This is a genomic window from Cupriavidus sp. HMR-1, assembly GCF_000319775.1.
Taxonomy (GTDB): Bacteria; Pseudomonadota; Gammaproteobacteria; order Burkholderiales; family Burkholderiaceae; genus Cupriavidus; species Cupriavidus metallidurans.
The window spans coordinates 29,095-55,613 of sequence record NZ_ANKP01000049.1 but is presented as its reverse complement, the minus strand read 5'-3'; the positions used below and the strand labels follow the sequence as shown (position 1 = coordinate 55,613).

At 61.6% G+C, this 26,519-nt stretch carries 22 protein-coding genes, 1 tRNA gene and 1 other RNA gene; 15 read left to right on the top strand and 9 right to left on the bottom strand.

Going from position 1 to position 26,519, the window contains the following annotated elements; all coding sequences use genetic code 11:
* The first annotated feature begins 71 nt into the window (after positions 1-71).
* Positions 72-431: a transfer-messenger RNA gene (gene ssrA / locus D769_RS30910) on the top strand.
* A gap of 79 nt (positions 432-510) precedes the next feature.
* Here ssrA and D769_RS07405 read toward each other — a convergent pair.
* On the bottom strand, positions 511-882 hold the full coding sequence (locus D769_RS07405) for a hypothetical protein (RefSeq protein ID WP_008643645.1): 372 nt from the start codon (positions 880-882) through the stop codon (positions 511-513).
* A gap of 508 nt (positions 883-1,390) precedes the next feature.
* Between D769_RS07405 and D769_RS07400 the strand changes: the two genes are divergently transcribed.
* Positions 1,391-1,792, top strand: a complete 402-nt coding sequence (locus D769_RS07400) for a hypothetical protein (protein ID WP_008643644.1) — start codon at positions 1,391-1,393, stop codon at positions 1,790-1,792.
* A 98-nt stretch (positions 1,793-1,890) separates the two neighbouring features.
* On the opposite strand, the gene D769_RS07395 is transcribed toward D769_RS07400, so the two are convergent.
* Together D769_RS07395 and D769_RS07390 are read right to left on the bottom strand one after the other, a co-directional pair.
* Positions 1,891-2,361, bottom strand: a complete 471-nt coding sequence (locus D769_RS07395; RefSeq protein WP_008643642.1) for a DUF1854 domain-containing protein — start codon at positions 2,359-2,361, stop codon at positions 1,891-1,893.
* Positions 2,362-2,395: 34 nt separating this feature from the next.
* The gene (locus D769_RS07390; RefSeq protein ID WP_040010927.1) at positions 2,396-4,699 is read right to left on the bottom strand and encodes an ABC transporter ATP-binding protein; all 2,304 of its coding nucleotides are present in this window, start codon (positions 4,697-4,699) and stop codon (positions 2,396-2,398) included.
* A 294-nt stretch (positions 4,700-4,993) separates the two neighbouring features.
* Here D769_RS07390 and cphA (D769_RS07385) point away from each other — a divergent pair, with 294 nt between their 5' ends.
* The 3 genes from cphA (D769_RS07385) (at position 4,994) to D769_RS07375 (ending at position 10,964) form a co-directional block, all read left to right on the top strand.
* The gene (cphA, locus tag D769_RS07385; RefSeq protein WP_008643637.1) at positions 4,994-7,645 is read left to right on the top strand and encodes a cyanophycin synthetase; all 2,652 of its coding nucleotides are present in this window, start codon (positions 4,994-4,996) and stop codon (positions 7,643-7,645) included.
* A gap of 36 nt (positions 7,646-7,681) precedes the next feature.
* A complete protein-coding gene (cphA, locus tag D769_RS07380) occupies positions 7,682-10,252 on the top strand; it encodes a cyanophycin synthetase (RefSeq protein WP_008643635.1) in 2,571 nt (856 codons plus the stop codon).
* Between the two features lie 235 nt (positions 10,253-10,487).
* Entirely contained in the window at positions 10,488-10,964 is a 477-nt protein-coding gene (locus D769_RS07375; protein ID WP_008643634.1) for an SRPBCC family protein, read from the top strand.
* A gap of 177 nt (positions 10,965-11,141) precedes the next feature.
* Here the strand turns inward: D769_RS07375 and D769_RS07370 are convergent, their stop codons facing one another.
* Together D769_RS07370 and D769_RS07365 are read right to left on the bottom strand one after the other, a co-directional pair.
* The gene (locus tag D769_RS07370; protein WP_008643633.1) at positions 11,142-12,050 is read right to left on the bottom strand and encodes a glutamate/aspartate ABC transporter substrate-binding protein; all 909 of its coding nucleotides are present in this window, start codon (positions 12,048-12,050) and stop codon (positions 11,142-11,144) included.
* Between the two features lie 88 nt (positions 12,051-12,138).
* Positions 12,139-13,416, bottom strand: a complete 1,278-nt coding sequence (locus D769_RS07365) for a D-amino acid dehydrogenase (RefSeq protein ID WP_040010926.1) — start codon at positions 13,414-13,416, stop codon at positions 12,139-12,141.
* Positions 13,417-13,620: 204 nt separating this feature from the next.
* Between D769_RS07365 and D769_RS07360 the strand changes: the two genes are divergently transcribed.
* The 4 genes from D769_RS07360 (at position 13,621) to D769_RS32910 (ending at position 17,577) form a co-directional block, all read left to right on the top strand.
* Entirely contained in the window at positions 13,621-14,574 is a 954-nt protein-coding gene (locus D769_RS07360) for a LysR substrate-binding domain-containing protein (RefSeq protein WP_008643631.1), read from the top strand.
* An 82-nt stretch (positions 14,575-14,656) separates the two neighbouring features.
* Positions 14,657-15,973 carry a hemolysin family protein gene (locus D769_RS07355; RefSeq protein ID WP_008643630.1) on the top strand — a complete coding sequence of 439 codons (1,317 nt, stop codon included), beginning with the start codon at positions 14,657-14,659 and terminating at the stop codon, positions 15,971-15,973.
* A 248-nt stretch (positions 15,974-16,221) separates the two neighbouring features.
* Complete coding sequence (locus D769_RS32915; protein WP_193750031.1) at positions 16,222-16,692, top strand: prepilin-type N-terminal cleavage/methylation domain-containing protein; 471 nt, start codon at positions 16,222-16,224, stop codon at positions 16,690-16,692.
* 225 nt (positions 16,693-16,917) lie between these two features.
* Positions 16,918-17,577, top strand: a complete 660-nt coding sequence (locus D769_RS32910; protein WP_277423001.1) for a prepilin-type N-terminal cleavage/methylation domain-containing protein — start codon at positions 16,918-16,920, stop codon at positions 17,575-17,577.
* A 379-nt stretch (positions 17,578-17,956) separates the two neighbouring features.
* On the opposite strand, the gene D769_RS07340 is transcribed toward D769_RS32910, so the two are convergent.
* Positions 17,957-18,211: a helix-turn-helix transcriptional regulator gene (locus tag D769_RS07340; protein ID WP_008643624.1), complete on the bottom strand. Its 255-nt coding sequence runs from the start codon at positions 18,209-18,211 to the stop codon at positions 17,957-17,959.
* Positions 18,212-18,381: 170 nt separating this feature from the next.
* On the opposite strand from D769_RS07340, the gene D769_RS07335 reads away from it, so the two are divergent.
* The 6 genes from D769_RS07335 (at position 18,382) to D769_RS07305 (ending at position 24,224) form a co-directional block, all read left to right on the top strand.
* Complete coding sequence (locus D769_RS07335; RefSeq protein WP_008643622.1) at positions 18,382-18,720, top strand: hypothetical protein; 339 nt, start codon at positions 18,382-18,384, stop codon at positions 18,718-18,720.
* 1,135 nt (positions 18,721-19,855) lie between these two features.
* Positions 19,856-20,122, top strand: coding sequence for a hypothetical protein (locus D769_RS07330; RefSeq protein ID WP_008643620.1), 267 nt, complete (start codon positions 19,856-19,858; stop codon positions 20,120-20,122).
* A 71-nt stretch (positions 20,123-20,193) separates the two neighbouring features.
* Positions 20,194-21,675, top strand: coding sequence for a hypothetical protein (locus D769_RS07325; protein WP_152414941.1), 1,482 nt, complete (start codon positions 20,194-20,196; stop codon positions 21,673-21,675).
* A gap of 1 nt (position 21,676) precedes the next feature.
* Positions 21,677-22,000, top strand: coding sequence for a DUF5455 family protein (locus D769_RS07320; protein WP_008643618.1), 324 nt, complete (start codon positions 21,677-21,679; stop codon positions 21,998-22,000).
* Between the two features lie 181 nt (positions 22,001-22,181).
* Positions 22,182-22,994, top strand: coding sequence for a zonular occludens toxin domain-containing protein (locus tag D769_RS07315; protein WP_008643615.1), 813 nt, complete (start codon positions 22,182-22,184; stop codon positions 22,992-22,994).
* Between the two features lie 387 nt (positions 22,995-23,381).
* Positions 23,382-24,224: a hypothetical protein gene (locus D769_RS07305; protein WP_008643613.1), complete on the top strand. Its 843-nt coding sequence runs from the start codon at positions 23,382-23,384 to the stop codon at positions 24,222-24,224.
* Here D769_RS07305 and D769_RS07300 read toward each other — a convergent pair.
* From D769_RS07300 to serS, 3 genes are all read right to left on the bottom strand, one after another.
* Complete coding sequence (locus D769_RS07300; protein ID WP_040010925.1) at positions 24,207-24,797, bottom strand: recombinase family protein; 591 nt, start codon at positions 24,795-24,797, stop codon at positions 24,207-24,209. The two genes, D769_RS07305 and D769_RS07300, sit on opposite strands and share 18 nt — an antisense overlap.
* A 183-nt stretch (positions 24,798-24,980) precedes the next feature.
* Positions 24,981-25,070, bottom strand: a tRNA-Ser gene (locus D769_RS07295).
* Positions 25,071-25,172: 102 nt separating this feature from the next.
* The gene (gene serS / locus D769_RS07290) at positions 25,173-26,480 is read right to left on the bottom strand and encodes a serine--tRNA ligase (protein ID WP_008643611.1); all 1,308 of its coding nucleotides are present in this window, start codon (positions 26,478-26,480) and stop codon (positions 25,173-25,175) included.
* Positions 26,481-26,519 lie beyond the last annotated feature (39 nt).

Here is a 26,519-nt window from a genome sequence, read left to right as displayed (position 1 = left end):
AAGGAACAGAACCACGCGGAGTGCGTCGAAAGCAGGTACAATCGACATTCTTTCGCGTTTTGACGCACATAGGGGCCGACCTGGTTTCGACGTGGGTTACAAAGCAGTGGAGGGCATACCGAGGACCCGTCACCTCGTTAATCAATGGGAATGCAATAACTGCTAACGACGAACGTTACGCACTGGCAGCCTAAGGGCCGCCGTCCTCGCACTGGCTCGCTGACGGGCTAGGGTTCGCAAGAACCAGCGAGGTCATTTACGTCAGATAAGCTTCGGGAGTGTCACGGGCCCGAGGACGAAAACCTAGTGACTCGCCGTCGTAGAGCGTGTTCGTCCGCGATGCGCCGGTTAAATCAAATGACAGAACTAAGTATGTAGAACTCTCTGTGGAGGGCTTGCGGACGCGGGTTCGATTCCCGCCGGCTCCACCAAACATGAAACCCAACCGTCACCGGTTGGGTTTTTTTATGCCTGCACGATTCATCGCGCGCCGATGTGGCGCGCCCGTCGTCAGTGCATCGACGCGCCATCCAGAGGCATGCCAGCCAGCCGCGCCGCATGAAACGGTTCGATGCCGACCGTCACGCCGAGGTGCGTATACAGCCGCTCCGCCTGATCAGGCGAGGTGAGCACACCAGGCATCCATAGCCGCTGCAGCCGCGCCAGGGGTTCGCCCGAGTGCGCGGCAAACGCCTCGGGGCCGAACTCCTGGATGGCTTTGAACAGCACGAGACCGACCAGGTACATGTCGCCAGTGTTCAGCGCGATCTCTGCCTGGGCAGTCCAACGCGCTGTGCGATCTTCAATTTTTTCCGCTTCGGCGAAACGCTCTGTCATGGTCGGCATGAAGGCGTCACCCGGCGGGAGAAAAGTAAAACTCATCAAACGACTCCAGTCCCCGTATCTGAACGATGACGGCATTCTTCGCAGAAAACTTAAAAAATCGGAACCGATTCACGCAAGATCCAGCGAAAAAACAACACTTAGCGAACCACACGCCACAAGGCCGGCGCTACCGCTGGGACCCATCCAGCACTGCACCACGTCGTAAGGCTTTGGAGGCAGACGCAGCGCGTGCCCTGATAGGTGACAGTCTGACCAATTTCATACGTGGTTCATACGTGGGGCCCTCGCGCCAGGTGTCATGGCTGCCGCGATCGGGCTGCCCTGTCGATCCACCATTGGAACTGTCATTGCCACCAGAAGGGCCGCTTGCGCTGGGTGCGTCCTTGTCGACTCCAAAGCGATAGCCAGGATACGTCTGGCTTTGATCTGTCCGCCAACACCAAGGAAATCGTAATTTCCATAAATCATCGGGCACCCTGCCTGCCGTCAGGACAGGGGACGCTACAATAGTCCATCGCAGTCTTCCCTTCCCCGCATCGCCTCCATGTCCGACCACCCCCGCTTCACCGTCAACCGCTCCGTCTGCCTGCTTGTGCCGGAGCAGCCCTTCCTTGACTGGGTCAAGGCGGTGGATCCCGAACCTGTGCCCACGCTGACGCTCGAGGCCATCCGCGACGACGCCAGCGTGTTCCTGTTGCCCGAGGTGGCAGATACACCTGAGAACGCGCTGCGCTGGGTGGAGAAGCGCTGGCGTACGTTCTTCGAATTCATGCTCGGGGAATGGTTTGACGACTCGCTATGGCCCCAGCAGATCTCGCTGGAGATGTTCCGCCAGTGGTTCACCCCTCGTTTTCACTCGATGGTGTGGGACATGGCGCCGGACTCGCCGATCGAACTCGAAGACTGGGATGACGAGGACGACCAGGTATCGACGTTGCTGCACTGAGTCGCTTCGCGACTGCGCGACGGTCAGATGAGGAAACGAAAACGGCACGCCATTGCGTGCCGTTTTTCACGCTGCGCCGGGCGATGGCCTCGGCAGCGTCAGAGGAACCGATCCAGGATCTTGCGGCTGGGCTTGTCGAGCGCCATCAGGTCTCGAATCAGATAGTGGATGCCGTGGCTGTCCGAGATCAGCAGCGTATTGCCAACGAGCCGACGGATATCCTCCTCGCCACGCAGCACCAGATCAGTCTGACCACGATCGGTCTGCACGGTCCACACGCTCGGCGTGGCATACGTCGAGACGCCCACGATCTTCCGGATTTCTGGCATGAACTCGCGCCCGGCCAGTTCCGACTCGATCAGTTCGCGGGTCGGCGCCGGCAGGCCGTCGAGGCTCGGAATCCAGGCCAGTTCCCGGCCATCCGTGCTCATCATGCCCACGCCGCCGTCGGGCGCGGAGATCGGGAAGGCTCGCACCGGCACCACCCCTTCGTGCGACACGCCATCGGCCAGCGTCAGCACCAGCTTGCCGAAGCTGTTGCGGGTCAGATTGAAGTCAGGCGTCTGCATGGCCGCTTGTTCGTGAGTCTGTTCGGAAGTTTGATTACTGCGCACCGACGGCCTCCTTCGCTTCCGCGACTTCGCCGTCGCTGATCGCATCGGCGTCGGTATCCACGTTGCGCGCCTGTGCCTGGTACAGCTTGTAGTACGCGCCTTCACACGCCATCAGTTCGTCGTGATTCCCCACTTCGACGATCTGGCCACGATCCATCACCACCAGACGGTCGGCCTTGCGCAGCGTGGAGAGGCGGTGCGCGATGGCGATCGTGGTACGGCCCTGCACGAGATTGTCCAGCGCCTTCTGGATTTCCTTCTCCGTCGTGGTATCCACCGACGAGGTGGCTTCGTCCAGAATCAGGATGCGCGGATTGATCAGCAGCGCGCGGGCGATCGAGATGCGCTGGCGCTCGCCGCCGGACAACGCCTGACCACGTTCGCCCACGAGCGAATCGTAGCCGTGCGGCAGCCTCAGAATGAACTCGTGTGCGTGGGCGGCACGGGCGGCCGCGATGATTTCCTCTCGGGTCGCGTCGGGCTTGCCGTAGGCGATATTGTCGGCGATCGTGCCGAAGAACAGGAATGGCTCCTGCAAAACCAGGCCGATATGGCGGCGGAACTCCGAAACCGGCAACGAGCGGATATCGACACCGTCCACGCGAATCGCACCTTCGGACACGTCATAGAAACGGCAGATCAGGTTGACCAGCGTGCTCTTGCCCGAGCCGCTATGCCCCACCAGGCCGATCATCTCACCCGGCTGGATCGACAGGTTCAACCCGCGGATCACGGCGCGGTTCCCGTAGCGGAACCCGAGGTCGCGCAATTCGATGGCGCCCTGGACATTGTCGATGTGCACCGGCTTCTGCGGCTCCGGCACGCTCGACACGTGATCGAGAATATCGAAGATCCGCTTGGCGCCGGCGGCAGCCTTCTGCGTCACCGAGACGATGCGGCTCATCGAATCCAGGCGCGTGTAGAAGCGGCTGATATAGGTCAGGAACGCCACCAGCACACCCACGGTGATCGCATCGTGGCTGACCTGCCAGATGCCGAAAATCCAGACCACCAGCAGGCCCACCTCGGTCAGGAACGTGACCGTCGGCGTGAACAGCGACCACACCGCGTTGACCCGATCATTGATGGCCAGGTTGTGCTTGTTCGCCTCGCGAAAGCGCGTCACTTCGCGCTTTTCCTGCGCGAAGGCCTTCACTACCCGGATACCCGGGATCGTATCGGCCAGCACGTTGGTGATCTCCGACCAGATCCGGTCGATCTTCTCGAAGCCATGGCGCAGGCGGTCGCGCACCAGATGGATCATCCACGCGATGAACGGCAGCGGCACCAGCGTGACCAGCGCCAGCCACGGATTGATCGACACGAGGATGATCGACGTCATTGCGATCATCAGCACGTCGGTGGCGAAGTCCAACAGGTGCAAGGACAGGAACACGCTGATGCGGTCGCTCTCCGAGCCGATGCGCGCCATCAGGTCGCCGGTGCGCTTGCCGCCGAAATACTCGAGCGACAGCTTGAGCAGATGCTCGTAGGTGGTGGTGCGCAGGTCGGCGCTGATCCGCTCCGACACCCTGGCCAGCAGGTAGGTACGTGCCCAGCCCAGCACCCAGGCAACCAGGGCGGCGCCCAGCAGGCCGGCCAGGTAGAGTTTGACAAGGCCGATATCGATTGGCACACCGTTCTGGTAGGGAATCAGCACCTTGTCCATCAGCGGCATGGTCAGGTACGGCGGTACGAGCGTGGCGGCGGTACCCAGCAGTAGCAGGACGAAGCCGCCCAGGAGTTCCCAGCGGTAGGGCCGCGCGAAGCGCCACAGGCGCAGGAGCGCCCATGTCGACGGAGGCGTCTCCAGTTCCCGGCTGCATTGCGGGCACTGTTCCTCGCCCGGTGGCAACGGCGCCTTGCAGGTGGCACAGATCTCGGTATCGGCCGGCTCCGGGGCGCGGCCTGTTGCCAGGGCGTCGCGGCGCGTATCGAACTGGTCGGCCAGTCTCAATGCGTCGGGATTGTAACCAAGCGTATAGCGCCAGCTTGCCAGACGGCGCTGGCCATCCGACAGTTCCAGCGTGCCCACCCCGGCGTGGTCCCCATGGGCCAGCGTCTGGCCGGCCGTGATTTCCCAGTCCTGGAGGGTTTTTTCACCGGGCGCGCGCGCAATCAGGCGACGGTCCGTCACAACCAGCCACCCTTGGGTAAAATGCAACCTTGCGTCCAGGTCCAGCGTCAGTCCGGCCAGGACGTTTTCCCCAGGCTGCAGGGCGGCGCCGATTTCGGCGCCCCAGGGTCCTTGCAAACCGGGGCTGGGAGGGACGGACGGGGAAGACTGGGTCATTGTTGGCGCGTCAGACAAGAAGCGAAAAGCGAATGAAAAGCGCGTCCGCAATGGGTCCCGAAGGGATCAGCGACGGACATAACTTGAAACAATTTAAGCGGAGCGCCATATGGCGGCCCGCAATTTTGCCCGCAAGTATACATAACGCAAACAAGCGGAGGAGCCTGGTGCACTGCACAACACGTTCCGGCCAGATCGGGGCAGCCAAGGGTCAACCCTGAAGGCGCCGTAACGTTAACGAAAGGTTAGGCTTCCATTTCTCGGGCATTCAGCCCACTGCCTCAAGCTAAGTCAATGAAAAAGAAGGACATTGAGATTTTCGATGTCATGTCGCTGCGCGGCCCGAATATGTGGACATATCGGCCGGTGCTGGAGGCATGGGTCGACATCGGCGAACTGGAGGATTTCCCCTCCAACACGATTCCGGGCTTCTATGAGCGCCTGTCGGCCTGGCTGCCGACGCTGATCGAACACCGCTGCAGCCCGGGGGTGCGTGGCGGATTCCTGATGCGCCTGAAGGAAGGTACCTGGCCGGGCCACATCCTGGAACACGTCACGCTTGAGCTGCAGAACCTGGCCGGGATGCCGGGCGGCTTCGGCAAGGCCCGCGAGACCCCGATCCGCGGCGTGTACAAGGTCATCGTCCGCGCCTGGCACGAGGAAGTGACGCGCGCAGCCCTGTTCACGGCCCGCGACCTGGTCATGGCTGCCATCGAGGACCGTCCTTTCGACGTGCCCGCCGCGGTGGACAACCTGCGCCGCCTGGTCGACGAACACTGCCTGGGCCCGAGCACGGCCTGCATCGTCGATGCCGCGGATGACCGCGACATTCCGTCGGTCCGCCTGTCGGACGGCAACCTCGTCCAGCTAGGCTATGGCGCCCGCCAGCGTCGCATCTGGACGGCCGAGACCGACCGGACCAGCGCCATCGGCGAGTCGATCTCGCGCGACAAGGACCTGACCAAGAGCCTGCTGGAATCCTGCGGTGTGCCGGTGCCGGAAGGCCGCATGGTCGAAAGTGCCGAAGACGCCTGGGATGCCGCCGAGGACATCGGCGTACCCGTGGTGGTCAAGCCGTACGACGGCAACCACGGCCGTGGCGTGTTCACGAACCTGATGACCCGCGAGGAAGTGGAAACGGCCTATGCCGTGGCCATCGAGGAAGGCAGTGGCGTGATCGTCGAGCGTTTCGTGCCCGGCAACGAGCACCGCCTGCTGGTGGTGGGCGGCCGCGTGGTCGCCGTCGCGATGGGCGAAACCGCCTCGGTGGTCGGCGACGGCAAGTCGACGATCGACGAGCTGATCGAATTGCAGATCAACTCCGACCCACGTCGGGGCAGCACCGAAGACCATCCGCTGAACCGCGTGCGTCTGGATTCGGCCGCACGCCTGGAACTGAAGCGCCAGGGCTATGCCGACGGCAGCGCCGTGCCGCCGGAAGGCCGCACCGTGCTGATCCAGCGCAACGGCAATGTCGCGTTCGACGTGACCGACCGCGTGCATCCGAGCGTGGCCGCCCATGCCTCGCTGGCCGCTCGCGTGGTGGGTCTCGACATCGCCGGCGTGGACCTCGTCGCGCAGGACATCTCGCGCCCGCTGGCCGAACAACGTGGCGCCATCGTCGAAGTCAACGCCGGCCCGGGCCTGCTGATGCATATCAAGCCCGCTGAAGGCGAGCCGCGCCCGGTGGGCCGCGCCATCGTTGATCACCTGTTCCCGAGCCGGAACGGCGTGGAAGACGATGGCCGCATCCCCGTGGTGGGCATTACGGGCACCAACGGCAAGACTGTGGTGGCCAAGCTCGTGGCACGACTGCTGCAACTGTCGGGCAAGCACACGGGCCTGGCCTGCAGCGACGGCCTGTTCCTGGACCGCCGCCAGGTGGAGAAAGGCGGCCGGGGCGACCGCGCGAGCTGGGATGCCGGTCATCGCATCCTGATGAACCGCGCGGTGGAAGCCGCCGTATTCGAGAACGACAGCGGCATGATCCTGTCGCAGGGCCTGCCCTATGACCGCTGCCAGGTGGGCGTGGTCACGAACTTCGGCAAGCCCGACCACATCGGCGACTTCTACGTCGAAGATGAAGACCGCATGTACAACGTGCTGCGCACGCAGGTGGATGTGGTGCTCAAGACCGGCGTGGCCGTGCTCAACGCCGCTGACGCGCGTCTGGTCGAAATGGCCGAGCTGTGCGATGGCGACGTCATCTTCTTCGGCCTGTCCGCCGACCTGCCGGCCATCGCCATGCATCGCGCGGCAGGCAAGCGCGCGGTGTTCGTGCGCGACGGCAAGGTGGTGCTGGCCACCGGCAACAGCGAGACCGCGCTGACCGATGTGTCGGCGATTCCACTGACCTACGCCGGACGCGTGGCATTCCAGATCGAGAACGTGCTGGCCGCCGTGGCCACGGGTTGGGCGCTCGGCATTTCGAACGACCTGATCCGTGCCGGCATCGTCACGTTCGACGTCGGCCAGGTGGATGTTCCGGGCCGCTTCACGCTGTTCGAGCACCATGGCGCCACCGTGGTGGTGGACGACGCGCACAACGCTCCGGCGCTCGAGGCGCTGGCGGCCGCGCTCGACCGCTTCCCGTCCGAGCGCCGGATGCTCGTGTTCGGCGCGGGCGTGCAGCGTCGTGACGAGGACCTGATCGAACAGGGCAAGGTGATTGGCGCCACGTTCGACCGCGTGTTCCTGTGCGAGGACCAGAGCGTCAAGCGCGAACTCCCCGAGACCGAGGCGCGCGCGCTGCTCAAGAAGGGCCTGTACGAAGGCCGCCGCGTGACCAAGATCATCGACGAAGGCGCGCGCCGCGCGGCGGTGGAAGCCGCGCTGGCCCAACTCGTGGCGGGTGATCTGCTGGTACTGCAGTGCGACGAGGGCTCGACGGACAGCACGGTGGAACAGGTACACCAGTGGATGGGCCGCGCCGGACGCCGCGCGTGATGCGCGAGCCGGAAAGAAAAACGGAAAACTGATTCTATGGAAGTTTCTCGCATCCGGGCCCTGCGTGGCCCGAACCTCTGGTGTCGTCACACAGCCATCGAAGCGATCGTGGCGTGCTCGGACAAGTCCCTTCGGCTGGCCGAGCTGCCCGGTTTCGAAGACCGCCTGCGCGGGCGCTTTCCGGGCATCGGCCCGCTGCGCCCGGACGATGAGGCCGGATCGCCCTCGATGGCCCATGTGCTCGAAGTGGCAGCCCTTGGCCTGCAAGCCGCGGCCGGCTGCCCGGTGACGTTCAGCAACACCGCACCGACGCTGGAACCCGGCACCTATCAGGTGGTGGTCCAGTACAGCGAAGAGGAAGTGGGCCGACTGGCATTCAATCTGGCCGAGCAGCTTTGCATCGCCGCGCGCGACGACCTGCCCTTCGACCTGGACGATGCCCTGCATCGCCTGCGTGAACTCGACGAGGATGTGCGCCTGGGTCCGAGCACCGGCTCGATCGTCTACGCCGCCGTGGCGCGTGGCATTCCGTATCGCCGCCTGACGCAGGGCTCGATGGTCCAGTTTGGCTGGGGCAGCAAGCAGCGCCGCATCCAGGCCGCCGAGACCGATATGACCAGCGCGGTGTCCGAATCCATCGCGCAGGACAAGGAACTCACCAAGAGCCTGCTGCACGCGGCAGGTGTGCCGGTGCCGATGGGCCGCTCGGTCTCCAGCGCCGAAGAGGCATGGGCCGCCGCGCAGGAAATCAACGGTCCGGTGGTGGTCAAGCCGCGCGACGGCAACCAGGGCAAGGGCGTGGCCGTGCGCATCCGCACGCGCGAGGAAGTGATGACGGCTTATGAAGTGGCCGCCGATATTTCCTCGGACGTGCTCGTCGAGCGCTACATCCCCGGCCATGACTTCCGCCTGCTCGTGGTAGGCAAGCACCTGGTGGCCGCCGCCCGCCGCGATCCGCCGCAGGTGATTGGCGACGGCGCGCACACCGTGCGCCAGCTTGTGGAAGAAGTGAACCGCGACCCGCGCCGTGGCGAGGGTCATGCCACGTCGCTGACGAAGATCCGCTTCGACGATATCGCGCTGGCCACGCTGGCCAAGCAGGGCCTGAGCGCCGACGCCGTGCCGGCCAAGGGCACCCGCGTGGTCCTGCGCAACAACGCGAACCTGTCGACCGGCGGCAGCGCCACCGACGTCACCGACGACGTGCATCCGGACATCGCCGCGCGTGCCGTGGCGGCCGCGCAAATGGTCGGTCTGGACATCTGCGGCGTCGACGCAGTCTGTGAAACGATGCTCAAGCCGTTCGAAGAGCAGGCCGGCGGCATCGTCGAAGTCAATGCCGCGCCGGGCCTGCGCATGCACCTGCAGCCGTCGTACGGCAAAGGTCGCGCGGTCGGCGAAGCCATCATCTCGACCATGTTCGCCGATGGCGACGATGGCCGCATCCCGGTGGTTGCGGTCTCGGGCACCAACGGCAAGACCACCACGGTGCGCCTGATCACCCATATCATGGCCTCCAACGGCCTGCGCATGGGCATGACAGGTACCGACGGCGTGTACATCCAGGGCGAGCGCATCGATACCGGTGACTGCAGCGGCCCGCGCAGCGCGCGCAACGTGCTGTTGCACCCGGACGTGGACGCCGCCGTGTTCGAAACCGCGCGCGGTGGCCTGCTGCGCGAAGGCCTGGCATTCGACCGCTGCGACGTGGCCGTGGTGACCAACGTTGGCGAAGGCGATCACCTGGGCCTGTCGTACATCAGCACCGTCGAGGACCTGGCCGTGCTGAAGAGCGTGATCGTGCAGAACGTGGCACCGCACGGGATGGCCGTGCTCAACGCCGCGGACGAGATGGTGGCGCGCATGGCCGATGCCTGCCCGGGCACCGTGACGTTCTTCGCGCAGGATGCCGGTCTGCCGACGATGGCGCTGCATCGCGCGCAAGGCAGGCGCGTGGTGTTCGTCGAGGGCGGCCAGATCGTGGCAACCGAAGGCGACACCGAAGTGCGCATCCCGTTGGCGGACATCCCGCTCACGCGCAACGGCTCGATCGGCTTCCAGGTGGAAAATGCGATGTCGTCGATCGCCGCCGCCTGGGCGCTTGGCATCGACTGGGCGGTAATCCGCCGCGCGCTGGCCACCTTTGTCAACGACGCCGCGACGGCCCCGGGCCGCTTCAACGTGTTCGACTACAAGGGCGCCACGCTGATCGCCGACTACGGCCACAACCCCGACGCCATCCAGGCGCTGTGCAATGCCGTAGCGACAATGCCGTCGAAGCGACGCGTGGTGGTGATCAGCGGCGCGGGCGACCGACGCGACGAGGACATCCGCAAGCAGACGCAGATCCTCGGTGGCGTGTTCGACGAGGTGGTGCTGTATCAGGACCAGTGCCAGCGCGGCCGCGAGGATGGCGAGGTACTGGCGCTGCTGCGCGAGGGCCTGCAAGGCGCCCAGCGCACGAGCCATGTCGAGGAGATCCGCGGCGAGTTCGTCGCCATCGACACGGCACTGAGCCATCTGCAGCCCGGCGATCTGTGCCTGATCCTGATCGACCAGGTGGAAGAAGCGCTCGACCACATCGCGAAGCGCGTCGCGGGCAACTGATTCGGCCGATTCGGCCAAATCAGCCGCTACGTGGCTTGCCCCCTCTTCCGCCACGCGGGAGAGGGGCCGGGGAAGCGGGCTTTCCGGCTCAACATCGACGTAACGTTGCCGGAACCACAAGCCCTCCCCCGACTCTCACCTGCTTGCCGTCCACCATCATTCGGTGCGACAGTATCCCTTCTCCCCATCGTTACCCTGACGGCCCCTGCTCCGCCCGTCATCGAGGAGATTCCACATGGCTATCCCGCAGACCATCGTCGTCACCTACATCGCCGCCACGCCGGAGCAAGTCTGGGGTGCGCTGACCGACCCCGCGCAAAGCACGCAGTACTTCTTCGGCCGCCGCGTCGAATCCGACTGGAAGGTCGACAGCCCGTTCGTGCTACGCATGGAAGATGGTCAGGTCGATTCGCAGGGCGTGGTGCTGACCGCCGACGCGCCTTACCGGTTGTCCGTCACATGGCGCGTGGAATGGCTCGAGGCATTTCGGCAACTACCGGAGGTGATCGTCACCTGGCAAATCGACGCGCTCGGTGACGAGGCCGTACGCCTGACCGTCAGCGAGACCCATCGGGAGCCGGTTGACGAACAGATCCTGCAGGGCGGCCGCAACGGCTGGCCGATGATCGTGGCGGGCCTGAAGACATGGCTTGAAACGGGACGCCGGCTCAAGCTCGAGACGCCTCGGCCGCCGCCCGCGCCGGATCAGTGATGTGTCATCGGCGTGCGGGAAAAAAATGAGAAGAGGACGCGATGCTGATGTGCCGGTGTACGGCACGCTGTTGTTCTGGATGCATCGCCCTCTCCTCCCCTTCCACGTCAACATGTCAACATTGACCAGACGGAAGGAACACCCCGCGCAAATCGCGATACAAGCTGCTGATCGGTCTTACTGGAATGCCTTGTCGTTCGGCTCGGCAAACAGTTGCTTCATGTCCGGCGACAGCGGGTAATTCATATTGATGTTGCGCGGCGGGATCGGCGACTGGAACCACTTCGCGTAGAGCTTCTCGCCGCGGCCGCTGGTCATGATGTCCGCCACCACGCCATCCACCAGTTTCTTGAACGACGGATCGTCCTTGCGGAACATGCAGGCGTAGTTCTCGGTCTGCAGCGGCTTGCCAGCGACCACCCACTCAGCGGCATTCTTGGCCTTGGTGCGCTCGCCGTACAGCAGCGGCTCGTCCATCACGAACGCAGCAGCGCGGCCGGACTCGAGGATCAGGAACGCCTGGCCGTGATCCTTGGCGCTGGTCAGGTTCATGTTCATGCCATCGCCGTTCATCTTGACCAGCAGACGCTCGCCGGTGGTGCCAGCCGTGGTCACCACGTTCTTGTCCTTGAGCTGCGGGAAGTCCGTGACGCCCGAATCCTTCTTCGTCAGCATCCGGATGCCGTAGATAAACAGGCTGTTCGAAAACGCCACCTGCTTCTGGCGCTCGAGGTTATTCGTGGTGCTGCCGCACTCGATGTCGATGGTGCCGTTCTGCATCAGCGGGATGCGGTTCTGCGACGTGATCGGCGTCAGCTTGACCTGCAGGTTCGGCATGTTCAGTGTCGACTTCACCTTGTCGACGATCGCCAGCAGGTAGTCATGGGAGTAACCCATCACCTCCTTGCCGTCCGAGTACGAGAACGGAATCGACGACTCGCGGTAACCGAGCGAGATCACACCGCTGTCCTTGATCTTCTTGAGCGTATCGCCATCGGCGGCATGTGCGCCGGCAGCGGCGCAGAGCAGCGCAGCGGCGGCCAGCAGGCGGGTGACGGGGGTCGGACGGACGGACAGTGACTTCATGGTGCGGCTCCTTGGTTGGGGCTTGATTTAATGGCACGACTCTCAAACTGCGACTTCCAGCACAACCCGTGTGCGCCCGCGCGAATGACTATGCGAGCGCTGCACTGAAATCTTCGGCATCCACCACCGGCTTGCGGCCAGCCATCCGATCGGCCAGCACACCCGCGCTGCCCATGGCCAGCGTGAAACCCAGCGCGCCGTGGCCAAGGTTCAGCCACAGACCGCGAATGCGTGATTCGCCGATCATCGGCAAACCCGTGGGCGTGGCCGGGCGCAGGCCGGCCCACGGCTGCAATGCATCAAGGTCCGCGCCATGGCTCACGTCGCCAAACACCGCACGCGTCTGCGTGACCAGCGTCTGCGCGCGCTCGCGGTCGATCACCGCGCCGCCGCGCACGATATCCGCCATCCCCGCTACACGCAGCGTATCGCCGATGCGCGCATAGACGATCTTGTTGGCGAAGTCCGTCACGCTGATACGCGGCGCCAGCACGCCCTGCCTGATCGGCACCGTGATGCTGTACCCCTTCAGCGGCCACAGCATCGGCCGCACACCGAGCGGCTTGAGCAACGGCACGCTGCCGATGCCGCCCGACACAATCACCGCATCGGCGCGGATATCACCCGCATCGGTGCGCAGGCCCGTCACGCGATCCCCCGCGCGCACCAGTCCGGTCACACGCGTGCCGAAGCGCAGCGTGACACCCGGCCTGCCTTGCAACAGATGGGCCAGCGACACGCAGAAGCGATGGCAATCGCCCACTTCCTCGCTCGGCGTGTGGATCGCACCGACGATGCCCTGCCGAATGCCGGCCAACGCCGGCTCCAGCGCAACCGTGGCATCGCGATCCAATGCCTGCTGTTCGCAACCAAGGCTGGCCTGGTAGTCGAGCAGGCGACAGGCCGATTCGTAGGCCGCCGCATCACGGTGCACAATCAGCTTGCCACTACGCGCGAAATCGAAACCACCGCCCTCCTGCCGCGCGTCCGGACGATCGACGAAAGCCTGCATCAGATCGCGCGAGTAGAACGACAGGCGCAGTAGCTTGCGCGTGGCGGCCTCGCTAGCCGATGCATTGCACGCGCGGGCGAATTCCAGCAGCCAGCGCCATTGCGACGGGTCCATGGATGGCCGGAAGCGCATCGGTGAATCGCGATCCAGCAGCCAGCCCGGCACCTTCGACAACACGCCTGGTCCGGCCAGCGGCGCCACATAGCTGTAGCTGAGCTGGCCACCATTGGCGAAGCTGGTCTCCTCGCCCGGACCATCATGGCGCTCGACCACGGTGACTTCGTGACCATCGTTGGCCAACCGCCACGCGGAGGTCATGCCGACCACACCGGCACCCACGATCGCTATGCGCATCCGCTTGCCTTGCGTCCTGTTCAAACGATGGGCCAGAGCGTAGAGCACCCGGCGCGGCTTGCCCAATGCCAATACGTGCCAGAATATGTCCTCAAGCTATAGGGGCCCGCCACCCGGGTCTACCCGTAGTGCGGAGCACCATTTCCCGCACCAACACGAACACCAGCGCAAACACCAGCGCGACCATTCCCCCGCACCAGAACCATGCGCCTGCGCCAGATTGAAGTGTTCCGCGCCGTGATGCTGACCGGTACCGTCAGCGAGGCAGCGCGCCTGCTCCATGTGTCTCAGCCCGTGGTCAGCCGGGTACTGCAGCATGCGGAATCGTCGCTGGGCTTCCGCCTGTTCGATCGCCAGCGCGGCAGGCTGCAGCCGACGCCGGAAGCGCTTGCGCTCTATGGCGATGTCGAAAGGCTATATGGTGAGATCGAGCGTGTGCGGCGCGTATCGGAAAGCCTGCGCCACAAGGGCACGGGGCGCCTGCGCGTGGCCGCCACGCCGAGCCTGGCCAACCCGCTGCTGGTGCCGGCGGTGCGCCGCTTCTGCGCGCGGCATCCGGAAACGCAGGTTCAGGTGCTGACGCACCATACGAGCGAGATCGTCGAGGCGCTGCTGGCCAACCAGATCGACGTGGGCTTTGCCTTTTCGCCGCCCCGGCATGAAGCGATCACCAGCGAGCCCGTGGCCGCCGGCCGAATGCTGCTGGCCGTGCCGCGTCCGCAGGCACTGCCCTCGGGCGGCCGGCGCGGCATCGTGTCGATCCGCAAGCTGATGGAGCGGCCGTTCATCGGCTATGACGACGACAGCTCGCTGGGGCTGCTGGTCCGGCAAACGCTGGCCCGTCACGCGCTGGAACCACATTCGACGCTCGAGGTCCAAACCTATTCCCTCGCGCTGGCCCTGGTGGATGCGGGCCTGGGCGTCACGCTGCTCGACCAGTACACCGCGTTGAGCGCCAATCCGGCCAATGTCGCGCTGCACGACGTGCAACCCGAATTGCCGTTCGAAATCCAGATGCTGCGCGCCACCCATCGTGGCAAATCGAGCCTGGTCGATGATATGCGGACACAGTTCGCAGCCGCCGCCTCGGCGCTGGCCGCCACGCTCGACGATCGCCTGGATTCGCCCGTCGTCCAGTTTGATCCTGCCCCGCGCTGACTGGCAGACATTTACCAGACAATTGACAGGCCCCCGCCTGTGCACCAATATCAACACGCCCAGATCGGCGCGTGAATAACTTATGTTCGTACTGATCCTGACCCTTCTCGTGGTGGTAAGCGCGTTCTTTTCGATCTCCGAGATCGCCTTGACCGCCGCCCGCCGCACCAAGCTCCAAGTCCTGTCTGAACGCGGCGACCACCGCGCGACCAAGGTATTGCTGCTCAAAGAGGAGCCCGGCAACTTCTTCACCGTGGTACAGATCGGCGTCAACAGCGTGGCGATCCTGGCCGGTATCCTCGGTGAGAAGCATGTCTCGGATCTCGTCTACGGATTCCTGAGTGCGTACCTCGATGCCGGCATGGCACAGCGCATCGCCAACATCAGTTCGTTCCTGATCGTCACGCTGCTGTTTATTCAGTTCGCGGACCTGATCCCCAAACGCATCGCCATGACCTTCCCCGAGGCTTGCGCGGTGCAGGTGATCGGCCCGATGCTGACACTGCTCAAGCTGTTCAAGCCCGTGGTCTGGGTGTTCAATGCAGCGGCCGATGCCACGCTCAAGCTGTTCGGCATTCCCACCAAGCCGGTCGATCAGATCACCACCGAGGATATCGCCGCCATGGTCGATGCCGGTGCCGAGGCCGGCGTTCTGCACAAGCACGAACTGCATCTGATCGAAAACGTGTTCGAACTCGATTCGAAGCCGATCACGGCCATCATGACCCAGCGCGACGACGTGGTCTTCCTGACCCTCGACGACACCGCCGACGGCCTGCGCCGCAAGCTGGTCAAGCAACCGCACGCACAATACCCGGTGTGCGGCAAGAATATCGACGACGTGCTGGGCTATATGGAGTCGAAGGTCATCCTGCAACTACTACTGGCCGATGAAAGCGGCGCAGCATTGGACAGCATCGGCAAACACTACGACAAGAACGTGCTGGTGATCCCCGACACGTTGACACTCTCGGAGTCACTGACCCGCTTCCGCGAGATGCATGAGAATTTTGCGGTGGTGATGAACGAGTACGGGCTGGTGGTGGGCATCGTCACGCTGGACGACATCGTCGGCGCGCTGATGGGCGACATCCTCTATTCGAACGAAGACGAACAGATCGTGCGCCGCGATGAATCCTCGTGGCTGGTCGACGGCCTGACGCCGCTGGTCGACCTGAAGAAGGCACTGGATATCGACGTGCTGCCTGGCGAAGACTATGTAGATACAGCAGCCGGCCTGGTGATCTACTCGCTGAAGCGAATCCCGAAGAAGTCGGAAGCGATCACCGTGGCGGGCTTCCGATTCGAGGTGGTCGACATCGACCATCACAAGATCGACCAGTTGCTGGTTTCAAGGCTGCCGGAGAGCGCTTCGCAGACTGTGGCATCTGGTGAGTGAGGCGGCCTGCAGCGGACAGGGCCTGTCACAAATTGTGACAAATTTTGTCACTCCAGGGAGGTTACCTGGACAAATTACGGCACCTGACGCTGACAAATTCTGTCACCAGTACCTCAAATTGATTACCTTTGACTGACAAAATTTGTCAATTTCCGGGCTGCGAGGCTGTTTTTGACCCTGGCACGCGAGTTGCTTTTTGTTGACCCAGCAGCACTCTGGCTGCCTAACAATTCATACTGGGGTCACTCATGAAAAAAGCACGGATGGGAATCCGACGGGTACAGAAGGGCTTTACGCTGATCGAACTGATGATCGTGGTCGCGATCATCGGTATCTTGGCTGCTATCGCAATTCCGCAGTACAGCGATTACACGTCGCGTACGAAGGCGGCCGGCGCAGTGGCAGAATTGGCCTCTGTCAAGACCGGCATCGCTATGTGCGTTCAGGAGACGGGTACGCTCAAAGGCTGCGACGCTGGCGCGACAAATGGCTATGTTCCGACGCCGGTTGCCACGAAGAACATCACGGCAATAACTTCCATTACCGATGGCGTTATTACGGTGACGACTGGCGCCACCGACGCCAGCGGTACTAACTTGCTGCTTGTTGATACCCCGACTCCACCGGCAGCAGGTGCGGCGAACATGACGTGGACAACCACCGGAACGATCTGCGATGTCAATCGTGGTCTGAAGCCGGGTCAAGGCGATTGCCCCTGATTACGTCAGAAGCATTCAGGCATCGTTTAATGTAAAAAAGCGCCTTCGGGCGCTTTTTTATTTGAATCTATATTTCATTCAGACTCAACCGACATGCAAGGTGTGATCGTGGATGCCATGCGTGAGGCGATGGAATTTCCCTACGGGGCAAATCCAGCGCTTCTATCCGGTGGCAGGCAATACTTCTTTTCTGGAACATCGCCATCCGTCGCTTAGGGGCTCGGTATGCTGCAAGATGACAGATTTCGTCATTATCAATCTCGATGGTGGCACTTTTCGTCATTTCTGATAGGCGCGCTGACCAATTTCATCATGAAGAAAATCTATAGATCACGCATATCCTGGCGCGTTGTTTGCTACCAGATCGTCTGCGGCATTTACGCCGTCATTAAAATCTATTCGAAGGGGCGATTTATGCAACGGGCACAAAACTTGGGTCGTAATGCTCAAGAGGGTTTCACGCTGATCGAACTGATGATCGTGGTCGCAATCATCGGTATCCTGGCCGCCATCGCGATTCCACAATACAGCAACTACACATCCCGCGCCAGGGCCGCAGGCGCAGTGGCGGAGCTGGCCTCCGTCAAGACCGGCATCGCTATTTGTGTTCAAGAGACGGGCACACTCACCGGCTGCGACGCTGGCGCGGCCAACGGCTACGTTCCGACACCGCCTGTTACGAAGAACATTACGGCGGTAACTTCCATCATCAATGGCATTATTACGGTGACCACCGGCGCTACCGACGACAGTGGTAACAATCTGCTGCTTGTTGATACTCCGGCTGCAGCGGTGACTGGCGCGGCAAACATGAGGTGGACAACGTCAGGCACAATTTGCGACATCAATCGCGGCTTGAAGTCCAATCAAAGCGGATGCCCCTGATGGCTTAATACAGTACGCGTTGATGTGGCGCGCCTACGAGCGCCCTCGCCATTTAGGGGTAAATGTGCCGCAGCTAAAGATCCGGAACTTGCCGACTCGCTCGATGATGAGCTAATGGATTTATTGAGCGGAAGGTTAAATCCAGGACGGGACACTTGTTCATGCTGCCACCGGAACGAATTGAACCGATGCCTGCCGCTTGCCGTGCCGCGGATTGGGCACGCATCCTGTTCCTGCGCGCTGCCCTGTCGAGCACTGGTGATAAGTTCGCGCACCCCACTGAGAATAGCCGCGCCGAAAAAACAAAACCGACGCTGCTTTCGCAAACGTCGGTTCTTAGTTTTACTACGCTGTTTTTGTCTGCTGGTGGTCGAATCCGTCAGCAGCTTTTTGTTTGGCGGAGAGGGTCCATTTCGATCCCCTTACGCTTCGCCTCTTCCTCTGCCAGAACTCTGAACGCCTCTCCGAGTTCAATCCCTGCCTCGTTGGCCAGCAAAAACGCTGTCTGATAGTCCGGCAGACGTTCTCCCCTTGCATACCTGCCTAGCGTCATCTGATTGACGCCTAGCTCCTTTGAGCGTTGGTAGACGCTTTTGCCCTTCATGGCTAAAGCAATCAATTCTTTGTAGCTCATAGATAACTCCAATTAGCACTAACCGAACGGTTAGCACTATGATCCACATCACCGTTCGGTTAGTAGTAACCATTCGGTGCAACGGTGGAAGTGTAGGCGGTAAACAACGCCGGGTAAACCGGCCCTTTCGTAACGAAAAATCTCGCGCCAACAGCGCATGAGGACACCAAATGCCAAAGCAGCAAACGCTCCAGATCATCGCGATCATTCCTTTCCGTGGAACTAGCCGGAAGACCGGCAACGCTTTCGAGATGTTCCAGGCGCAGTGCATCGTCCAAACGCACGGTGTCGATCAGGAAACCGGCGAGGCCATCCCGCCGTTCGTTGGCGTAATGACGCTGGCGAAGCATCTCAAAGACACGGCTCCGGGCATGTATGAAGCCGATTTCGATCTGATCCAAGGTCGTGATAACAGCGTTGCTGCCAGTATTTGCTCCCTGCGCAGCGTTGCGCCTCGGGCCAACCCGAAGCCGGGTGCTGGTCCCGGTGCTGAGGCCAAGGCTGCGTAAGTCTCTGCTGTGTACCGTTTTGCTCTCAACTTCTGCGCCCTGCTGGTCGGCCTCACGGTCGGCGGCGGGGCGGTTTTTTTGTGGGACGCATATGCAAGTCCTCCTGTTGCTGCTGGCACTACTCGGGTTGATTTGCCTATTTGTCTCAACACAGCGGAGCGAGGGTACGTCTCCGGGACCGGTTGTTTCCGGAGCGTTGATCGTCGCGGCCACGTTCGTAATGTGTGTGTTGCTTGCCTTGGGTACGGGTCATGAAGAGGACGTCTATCAGCCTTTTGCTCCTGTTGTCGTCTGCAACGGCGTTGGCTGCTACTGACCCTACCCTGCAGGCACTCATTGATCTACGCAACGTGGTGTTTTACGGCTTCTGCGGGCTCGGATTTGGTGTCGGGTTGGTAGCGGGGATTCTGCGATGACGATAGCTGGCACGGTGCTTCTCTGGATTCTTATCGGCTTCGGCGTCGGCTCTGCCATTCGGAATCTTCGGCGCTTTGAGGACGTGTCCTAACGCGCGCGCTTCTGCTCCAAGGTGCGAGCGTTGATTTGTGAGGCTGACGCAATGACTGAGGGAGCGGAGAGACAGAGCGAGCGGAGGACTGTAGGGGGAGGCTCACTTTCGGCGCTGAACGGGAGTACCGGAGCGGAATGGAGGCGCGGGCGCGGCGCGGAAAAGTCGCACTTTTTCCGAAGGAAAAATGTCCTTCGCTTGTCGAGCGTAGCTGGAAATGTGGGCAAGTCTGCGGGGGTACGGAACGGGTGGGCAAGTTGTTGGCAGGTGTGGGCAACAGCCGCACCGTTGTCCATGCCTGTCAATGGCTTGTCCATGCGTGGAGTGCAGAGCTTGTCCACATTGGAAGCGAAGCCCCGTTTCGTAGAAACGGGAGGTTTTCCCGGTTTTTCCTCGACTTTTCCGCGCCGCGCCCGCGCTGGAATGGAGTGTAGGGGAGGCTCACTTTCAGCGCAGAACGGGAGTACCCGGAGGGCTGTAGCGAGTGGCGGATCGTAGTGAGCGAAGGAATGGAGTCGGGGGAGTAAAAGGTCTCGACCTCTGCGCAGACAACGCGCGCGGGTCAACGTTGCAGGTGTGCCGTCCATCTGCAGCGCATTCAAGTGGCGGCGATCTCAAGGAGAAATCATGAAGGCACGTCTCGTGCGGTTTGTTCCGAAGCTGAAGAAATCGGCTGCTGCTGCCGGTGTGGGCGCTGTGCTCGCGCTGTCCGCTGCTCCCGCTGCTTTCGCACAGGAAAGCACTGATGGTCTGGATGCCGCAATCACCCAGGCGCAGAGCGAAGCGAAGTCCACGATCATCAAGTTCGGTGCGCCGCTGTTCCTGACTGCTGCTGCTGGCGTCGGTATCGGCATCGGCGTGAAGTACATCAAGAAGTTCCGTGGCGCTGCTTAAGCGTCTGCTGCTCTTGTGTGCCGTGGGGTCATGCCTCACGGCATGCATTAACCCAAAATGGGACCCACAGTATGACCGTCTCAAATGCCAAGATTCGGCCTTCTGCGTCGATTCCTCCTATCGGCCGACATCAAGTCGCCGCTGATTTGTTCCTAGGGCCAGTCGTCATTGCGCTGGTCCTTTTTCTTTCCCTCCTTATTCCGATTCGTGACGCGAAAGCGCAGACATTGAGTGCCGATGGTCTGTCGTGGGGCGTAACGAAATCGGGGCCGGATACCGCGTCCGTGAACAACGGTGCACTGGCTATCGCCACCACGTTTGCGGTCGCTGCAACGTGGTACGGCGTGAAGAACATCACTCCGGTTGGTCGCGTCGTGACTGTTGGGGCGTCGGTCGCGGGGCCGATCATTGCCAACATGCTGCGCACGGCGCAGACGGCAGGAAAGATTGCCGGTTCACCTGCAATGCTGGCGCTCGCGTTAGCGCTGGGCGGTGCCAATCTTGCGTATGACGCGAGCTCAAACACTTTCACGTCTCCGGGACAGTACGGGCCGCTGACGTGGTTCCGGCCGAATCACGATAAGACGGGTCCGTTTTGGGATAACCCCATGACGGCCTGTCAGGCGTTGGGTGGCAACCATATCGAATCGAGCGGCGGCATGTCGAATGGCTACTACCTTCAGTACAACTGCTATTCGGGCGGACCGGGGAATTGGGTTTCCTTGGGGGGTATCTATTCAAAGCCAGGCGGTGGTCAAACGCAGGCTTCCACAGATGCACAGTTGGCGGCGGCAGCTTCTACACCGGCTGCGCTGGCGAAGGCATGGGATGCGGCCAGCGACAGCGACAAGGAGCAATTGATTGGCGGCGGTGTACCGGGTACGCCCACGTTTCCGAACGGCGATACGATGCAGTTTCCCCCGCGTACTGCCACGGGTGCGGGTACGGATGGTCAGGGCCGTCCGATGAATGGCACGTTCACGATGTTGCCAAGTGTCAAGGTGGTGCCGAACACCGGCGCGGATGCGATCAAGAATCCTGTTGCGGTCCAACCATCGCAGGTAAATACGTGGAGCGGCACGGATGCCGTAGGCAACCCCGTTAGTGGTACCAACACGACTACGTACCCTACGCAAACGGCTCCTCCTGCTTCTCAGGCAGGCTCCGGCGGCACCACGGTGAACGTGGAAACCTGCGGCCTTCCGGGTAAGCCTCCGTGCAAGATTGATGAGGGTGGTACGCCAACGGAGCAGAGCGCGGAGATTGTGGCGACAACTCGACAAGCTATAGATGATGCGATGCGTCAGCAAACAGATGCATTGAAAGACGTGCTCAAAGGCGAGAAACCGGAAACAGATTGGTTTAGCTGGCTCCCGGTGATTCCGCGTTCGGAATGCAAGCCAATGACGATTGATTTGCCGCTCGGGGAAACCGCTACGGTGGACTGGTGCCCGGCTGTCGAGTTCATGAAGGTTCTGTCTACGGTGGCGTGGACGTTCACGATCATGGGCGGCTGCATCGCTGAAGTGAAAGACGCTTTGAACGGAGCTTGATATGCCATTACTCGGTGGGTTGCTCGCGTCGCTGTTTGGCTGGCTCGCGAAAACGATGGTCGAATGGTTTGGCAAGCGCGTTGCCAATCAGGTCGTGATTCTCGGCACGTTCGGTGCGGTCTTCAGTGCGGTCATGCTGGCGCTGAAAACTGCGCTGCAGGCATTGGCTGCTTTTTTGCCGGGGTCCGACTGGCTGCTGATGGCGCTGTCCGTTGGGATGCCTCCTGCTGCCCCGTCGATGCTCTCGATCTATTCCGGCGTCTGGGCTGCGTGTCGCCTGTATCGGTGGCAGGTCAAAGCGATTGAATACGTTGCGAGGGTCTGACTATGGAACTGCTGCTTGTTTTTTGCGGGGTTGCTATCGTGGCGTGCGGCATCGGGGTTCTGGTCTCTGTGGGTCGGACGGTGTGGGACTTCTGTCATCCCAAGCCAATGCGGGTACGACGTCGGCTGTCGCCGATTCTCGGTCCGGATGGCAAGCCATTGATCGTGCGCGAGTAGATGAGATGGCCATATACCTGATAGAGGGCAAGCTCGGCGCCGGTAAAACTCTCTGCGCGGTCGGTCGGATTCGTGATGCGCTGGTTGCAGGCAAGCGTGTTGCGACGAACCTAGATCTCCGCATGGAGCATCTAGTCAACGTCGATGCAAAGAAGTGCCGCGTCATTCGTCTCCCGGACAAACCGACAGTGGGTCATTTGGAAATGATCGGGATCGGCAACACTGAAATGGATGAGTCGAAAAACGGTCTCATCGTGTTGGACGAAATGGCGGCCTACATGAATGCGCGGAGCTATGGTGATAAGGAACGACAGCCTGTGATTGATTGGCTCATTCACTCGCGCAAAAAGGGTTGGGACGTGTATTTCATCTGCCAGAACATCGCGCAGATTGACAAGCAGGTACGCGAAGCACTGGTCGAGTATCGGGTCACGTGCAAACGGTTGGATCGTATGACGATCCCTTTCCTGCGGCCCATTTTTAGCGTGCTAACGGGTGGTACGTGGGTGCCGCGTTTCCCTCGCGTGCATCAGGCGATGGTCCGCTATGGAGTCGATGCCAGTGCGCCTCTTGCGGATAAGTGGACGTATCTCGGGAACGATCTGTTTCCTGCCTACGATACCCGCCAGGTCTTCCGGTTGGACCCGTGGCAAGCGCCATTTTCCTATCTGCCTCCGTACTACACACACGGTTGGAAAAGCGTGAAGCGGTACCGCAATATCGCCCGCAAGCTGGCGGAGCGTCGTCGGCTCACCGGCCTCTACCGCGCGGGGTTGGTCTCGTTCGATGAGTGGCGTGTTCTCTTCGGGAAAACGTAGGCCGGCAGCGTCGGTCTGTGCGCAGCGCGGGCCGGCGCAGCCGGCCTAAACTTGTAATGTGGACACTTAACGAAAAGGGAGCGAACGCGAATGGCAGAGATCGTTGAACTGGCGTCGGTTCGTCACCTTCCGGACGATGCTGCGGTAGTGCCGAACGCTTTCACAGTCGTGGTTCGGAGGGATGGTGAAGGGTATGGGCTGCTGCAGGACGTAGCGGCCGCGTGGATGAGTGAGAGGGGTGTGGATACGGTACAGCTCTCCGTGAGCCTGCAGCGCGTTCCAGAGGTCTTGCCGGGCCTTCCGATCAAGTAACGGGCAAAAGAAAAGCCCCGCGAGTGTTACCAGCACTCCGGGGCTATACATAGCGAGCATTCAAGGGCAATCGCCATGCGTGAAAACACTATAGCAAAAACCGATGACGTCTCCAAGGCAATTGACGCAGAGCATCGCGAGCCGGGGAGCTACTTCAACGCCTTCGCGGAAGAGTGGGAAATCCGCAAGCGGGTCTTTGAAGACGGTCAAATGGAGATCGTTGCAAAGAAGTACGACCGCTATGTCGGGGTGCTGCAATTCAACGGCACGCCCAAGGCAAAGCGCGGCGAGTCAGAGAATCGCGAACAGAACATCAAAGATGCTGCCAACCGGGCAAAACAGCGTGTGCGCCTTCTGTGCAAGGCCAGTGGTGCGGATCGCATGCTGACGCTCACCTATCGTGAGAACATGACAGATCGGGAGCGCGCAAAGAAGGACTTCGATCGCTTTCGTCGTGCCATGTCGAAGCACCGCAATTTCAAGTACATCTGCACGATGGAACCTCAGGAGCGCGGTGCGTGGCACTTCCATATCGCTGTCAAGGGGCGGCTTGTCTACCAGTTGGTTCGTTCGATCTGGCGCAAGATCGTAGGCCAGGACAACGGCACGATCCACGTTAGCAATCCGTACGGTCGACGTGGTGGCCAGCACAAGCTGGCGGCCTATCTGTCGAAGTACATCACGAAGAATGCGGAGCTTTTCGAACTCAACGAAAAGCGGTACTGGTGCTCTAGGGGTATCGATGTGCCGGAGCCGGAGCGCGTTGCGTATTACGCTCACGCTCGGGATGTGGCGGAGATCATGGCGGAGTGTCTGACGCTCGCAAACCGTGAGGGCAACCCTCTCGATCTGCAGGCGTATTACGACAAACACTCTACGTTCTGGATGGCAACGGGGCCGTTATGCCGCGTCGAGTAGGCTAGGCTGTGCGCGCTCGTGGTGGCGCTTGATGGCACGCTTGATGCTGGATATGTGCGTGCCGTATTGACGCGCTAGGGCTGACTTTGTGTGCTTGCCTGTGAACCAAAGGCGCAATGCTTCTGCCTCGTCGTCTTCACTCATTGCCGTGGGTCGGCCCATCTTCACGCCGCGGCGAGCAGCTGCTGCCATTCCCACTTTTGTGCGCTCTCGTATCAGCTCGCGCTCAAACTCTGCGAAAGCTCCCACGATCTGAAAGATCATGCGCCCCGCAGGTGATCTGGTGTCGATGTGCTCTGTGAGACTTCGGAACTGTGCGCCTGCTGCCTCGATGCGCTCGATGATGATGAGCAGGTCTTTGAGCGATCGTGCAATGCGGTCGAGCTTGTAGACCACAACGGTGTCGCCTGGACGAACCGTTGCGAGCATTTCCTCGAGGACCGGCCTTTTCGATGCACTGCCTCCCGATCGCTTCTCGGAAAAAATAAAACCGACGCCTGCTTCTCGCAGTGCGTCGGTCTGTGCGTGTGTTTCTTGTTCTTGCGTACTAACTCGTGCGTATCCGACTAACATGCTGCTTCATATGTAGTTGTATGAAACAATCTTTGTCGGGCGTTGGTGAGTAGTTCGCGTACCCCGCTGAGGGTGGGGGTGGCAGAAAAACAAAACCGACGTGTGCTTTCGCAGACGTCGGCTTGAGCTTTACTACGCTGTTTTTGTCTGCTGGTGGTCGAATCCGTCAGCAGGTTTTTGTTATGGCGGAGAGGGTGGGATTCGAACCCACGGTACCGTCGCCGGTACGCCTGATTTCGAGTCAGGTACATTCGACCACTCTGCCACCTCTCCGGTAACTCTTGCTTGCGGCCACATCAAGTCGCTGCGTTAGCGGCGAAACCAAGATTATAGGGATATCCATATCCGGAGCGCAAGCCCCTTCTGTAACTATTTTTACGCTTCCGGTTCCAGGCGCGTGATGCCGCCCATGTACGGTTGCAGCGCCTTCGGCACCGTCACCGAACCGTCTGCGTTCTGGTAGTTCTCCAGGATCGCCACCAGCGTGCGGCCCACGGCCAGGCCGGAGCCGTTCAGCGTGTGCACCAGTTCCGGCTTGCCCTGTCCGGCGCGCATACGTGCCTGCATGCGGCGCGCCTGGAAGTCGCCCATGCTCGAGCACGAGCTGATTTCGCGGTACGTGTTCTGCGCCGGAATCCACACTTCGATGTCGTAGGTCTTGGTGCTGCCGAAGCCCATGTCGCCCGTGCACAGCACGACGGTGCGGAACGGCAACTCGAGCTTCTTCAGGATCGTCTCGGCGTGGCCAGTCATCTGCTCGAGCGCGTCCATCGACTGCTCGGACGGCACCACCTGCACCATCTCGACCTTGTCGAACTGATGCTGGCGGATCATGCCGCGCGTGTCCTTGCCGTACGAGCCCGCTTCCGAACGGAAGCATGGCGTGTGGGCCACGAAGCGCAGCGGCAGTTTTTCCGCGGAAACGATCGCGTCGCGGACCATGTTGGTCAGCGGCACTTCGGCGGTCGGGATCAGGTAGAAGTTCTCGATAGCGTCCTGGCCATCCTCACCGCCGACCTTGCGCGGCACCTTGAACAGGTCATCCTCGAACTTCGGCAGCTGGCCGGTACCGCGCATCGACGCGGCATTGACGATGTACGGCACGTACATCTCGGTGTAGCCATGTTCAAGCGTGTGCGTGTCCACCATGAGCTGGACCAGCGCGCGATGCATGCGTGCCACGCCACCCCGCAGGAAGGCGAAGCGCGAGCCAGTGACCTTCGTGGCCGTCTCGAAATCCAGGCCGAGACGGGCGCCGACATCCACGTGATCCTTGATCTCGAAATCGAACGTGCGCGGCGTGCCCACGCGGCGGACTTCGACGTTCTCGGTTTCGTCCTTGCCCGTCGGCACGCTTTCGTGCGGCAGGTTCGGGATCGAGAGCATCGCGTCGCTGATCTGGTCCTGGATCTCGGCCAGGCGCTGGGCGGATGCCTTCAGCGTGTCGCCGATACCGGCCACTTCGGCCATCGGGCCCGAGGCGTCTTCGCCCTTGCCCTTGAGCATCCCGATCTGCTTGGAGAGACTGTTGCGGCGCGCCTGCAGATCCTCGGTCTGGGTCTGCAGTTGCTTGCGTTCGGCCTCAAGGGCCTGGAACAGGGCCACATCGAGTTGAAAACCGCGCGTGGCGAGGCGCTGGGCCACGGCGTCGATGTCTTTGCGGAGCAGCTGGATGTCGAGCATGTTGCTTGGTCGTGTGCAGTGCCGGCAACATGCCGGCGA

Coding starts and splice junctions, on each gene's coding strand:
- D769_RS07405 (WP_008643645.1), bottom strand. CDS start 882: ATGAGTTTTACTTTTCTCCCGCCGGGTGACGCCTTCATGCCGACCATG.
- D769_RS07400 (WP_008643644.1), top strand. CDS start 1,391: ATGTCCGACCACCCCCGCTTCACCGTCAACCGCTCCGTCTGCCTGCTT.
- D769_RS07395 (WP_008643642.1), bottom strand. CDS start 2,361: ATGCAGACGCCTGACTTCAATCTGACCCGCAACAGCTTCGGCAAGCTG.
- D769_RS07390 (WP_040010927.1), bottom strand. CDS start 4,699: ATGACCCAGTCTTCCCCGTCCGTCCCTCCCAGCCCCGGTTTGCAAGGA.
- cphA (WP_008643637.1), top strand. CDS start 4,994: ATGAAAAAGAAGGACATTGAGATTTTCGATGTCATGTCGCTGCGCGGC.
- cphA (WP_008643635.1), top strand. CDS start 7,682: ATGGAAGTTTCTCGCATCCGGGCCCTGCGTGGCCCGAACCTCTGGTGT.
- D769_RS07375 (WP_008643634.1), top strand. CDS start 10,488: ATGGCTATCCCGCAGACCATCGTCGTCACCTACATCGCCGCCACGCCG.
- D769_RS07370 (WP_008643633.1), bottom strand. CDS start 12,050: ATGAAGTCACTGTCCGTCCGTCCGACCCCCGTCACCCGCCTGCTGGCC.
- D769_RS07365 (WP_040010926.1), bottom strand. CDS start 13,416: ATGCGCATAGCGATCGTGGGTGCCGGTGTGGTCGGCATGACCTCCGCG.
- D769_RS07360 (WP_008643631.1), top strand. CDS start 13,621: ATGCGCCTGCGCCAGATTGAAGTGTTCCGCGCCGTGATGCTGACCGGT.
- D769_RS07355 (WP_008643630.1), top strand. CDS start 14,657: ATGTTCGTACTGATCCTGACCCTTCTCGTGGTGGTAAGCGCGTTCTTT.
- D769_RS32915 (WP_193750031.1), top strand. CDS start 16,222: ATGAAAAAAGCACGGATGGGAATCCGACGGGTACAGAAGGGCTTTACG.
- D769_RS32910 (WP_277423001.1), top strand. CDS start 16,918: ATGCTGCAAGATGACAGATTTCGTCATTATCAATCTCGATGGTGGCAC.
- D769_RS07340 (WP_008643624.1), bottom strand. CDS start 18,211: ATGAGCTACAAAGAATTGATTGCTTTAGCCATGAAGGGCAAAAGCGTC.
- D769_RS07335 (WP_008643622.1), top strand. CDS start 18,382: ATGCCAAAGCAGCAAACGCTCCAGATCATCGCGATCATTCCTTTCCGT.
- D769_RS07330 (WP_008643620.1), top strand. CDS start 19,856: ATGAAGGCACGTCTCGTGCGGTTTGTTCCGAAGCTGAAGAAATCGGCT.
- D769_RS07325 (WP_152414941.1), top strand. CDS start 20,194: ATGACCGTCTCAAATGCCAAGATTCGGCCTTCTGCGTCGATTCCTCCT.
- D769_RS07320 (WP_008643618.1), top strand. CDS start 21,677: ATGCCATTACTCGGTGGGTTGCTCGCGTCGCTGTTTGGCTGGCTCGCG.
- D769_RS07315 (WP_008643615.1), top strand. CDS start 22,182: ATGGCCATATACCTGATAGAGGGCAAGCTCGGCGCCGGTAAAACTCTC.
- D769_RS07305 (WP_008643613.1), top strand. CDS start 23,382: ATGCGTGAAAACACTATAGCAAAAACCGATGACGTCTCCAAGGCAATT.
- D769_RS07300 (WP_040010925.1), bottom strand. CDS start 24,797: ATGTTAGTCGGATACGCACGAGTTAGTACGCAAGAACAAGAAACACAC.
- serS (WP_008643611.1), bottom strand. CDS start 26,480: ATGCTCGACATCCAGCTGCTCCGCAAAGACATCGACGCCGTGGCCCAG.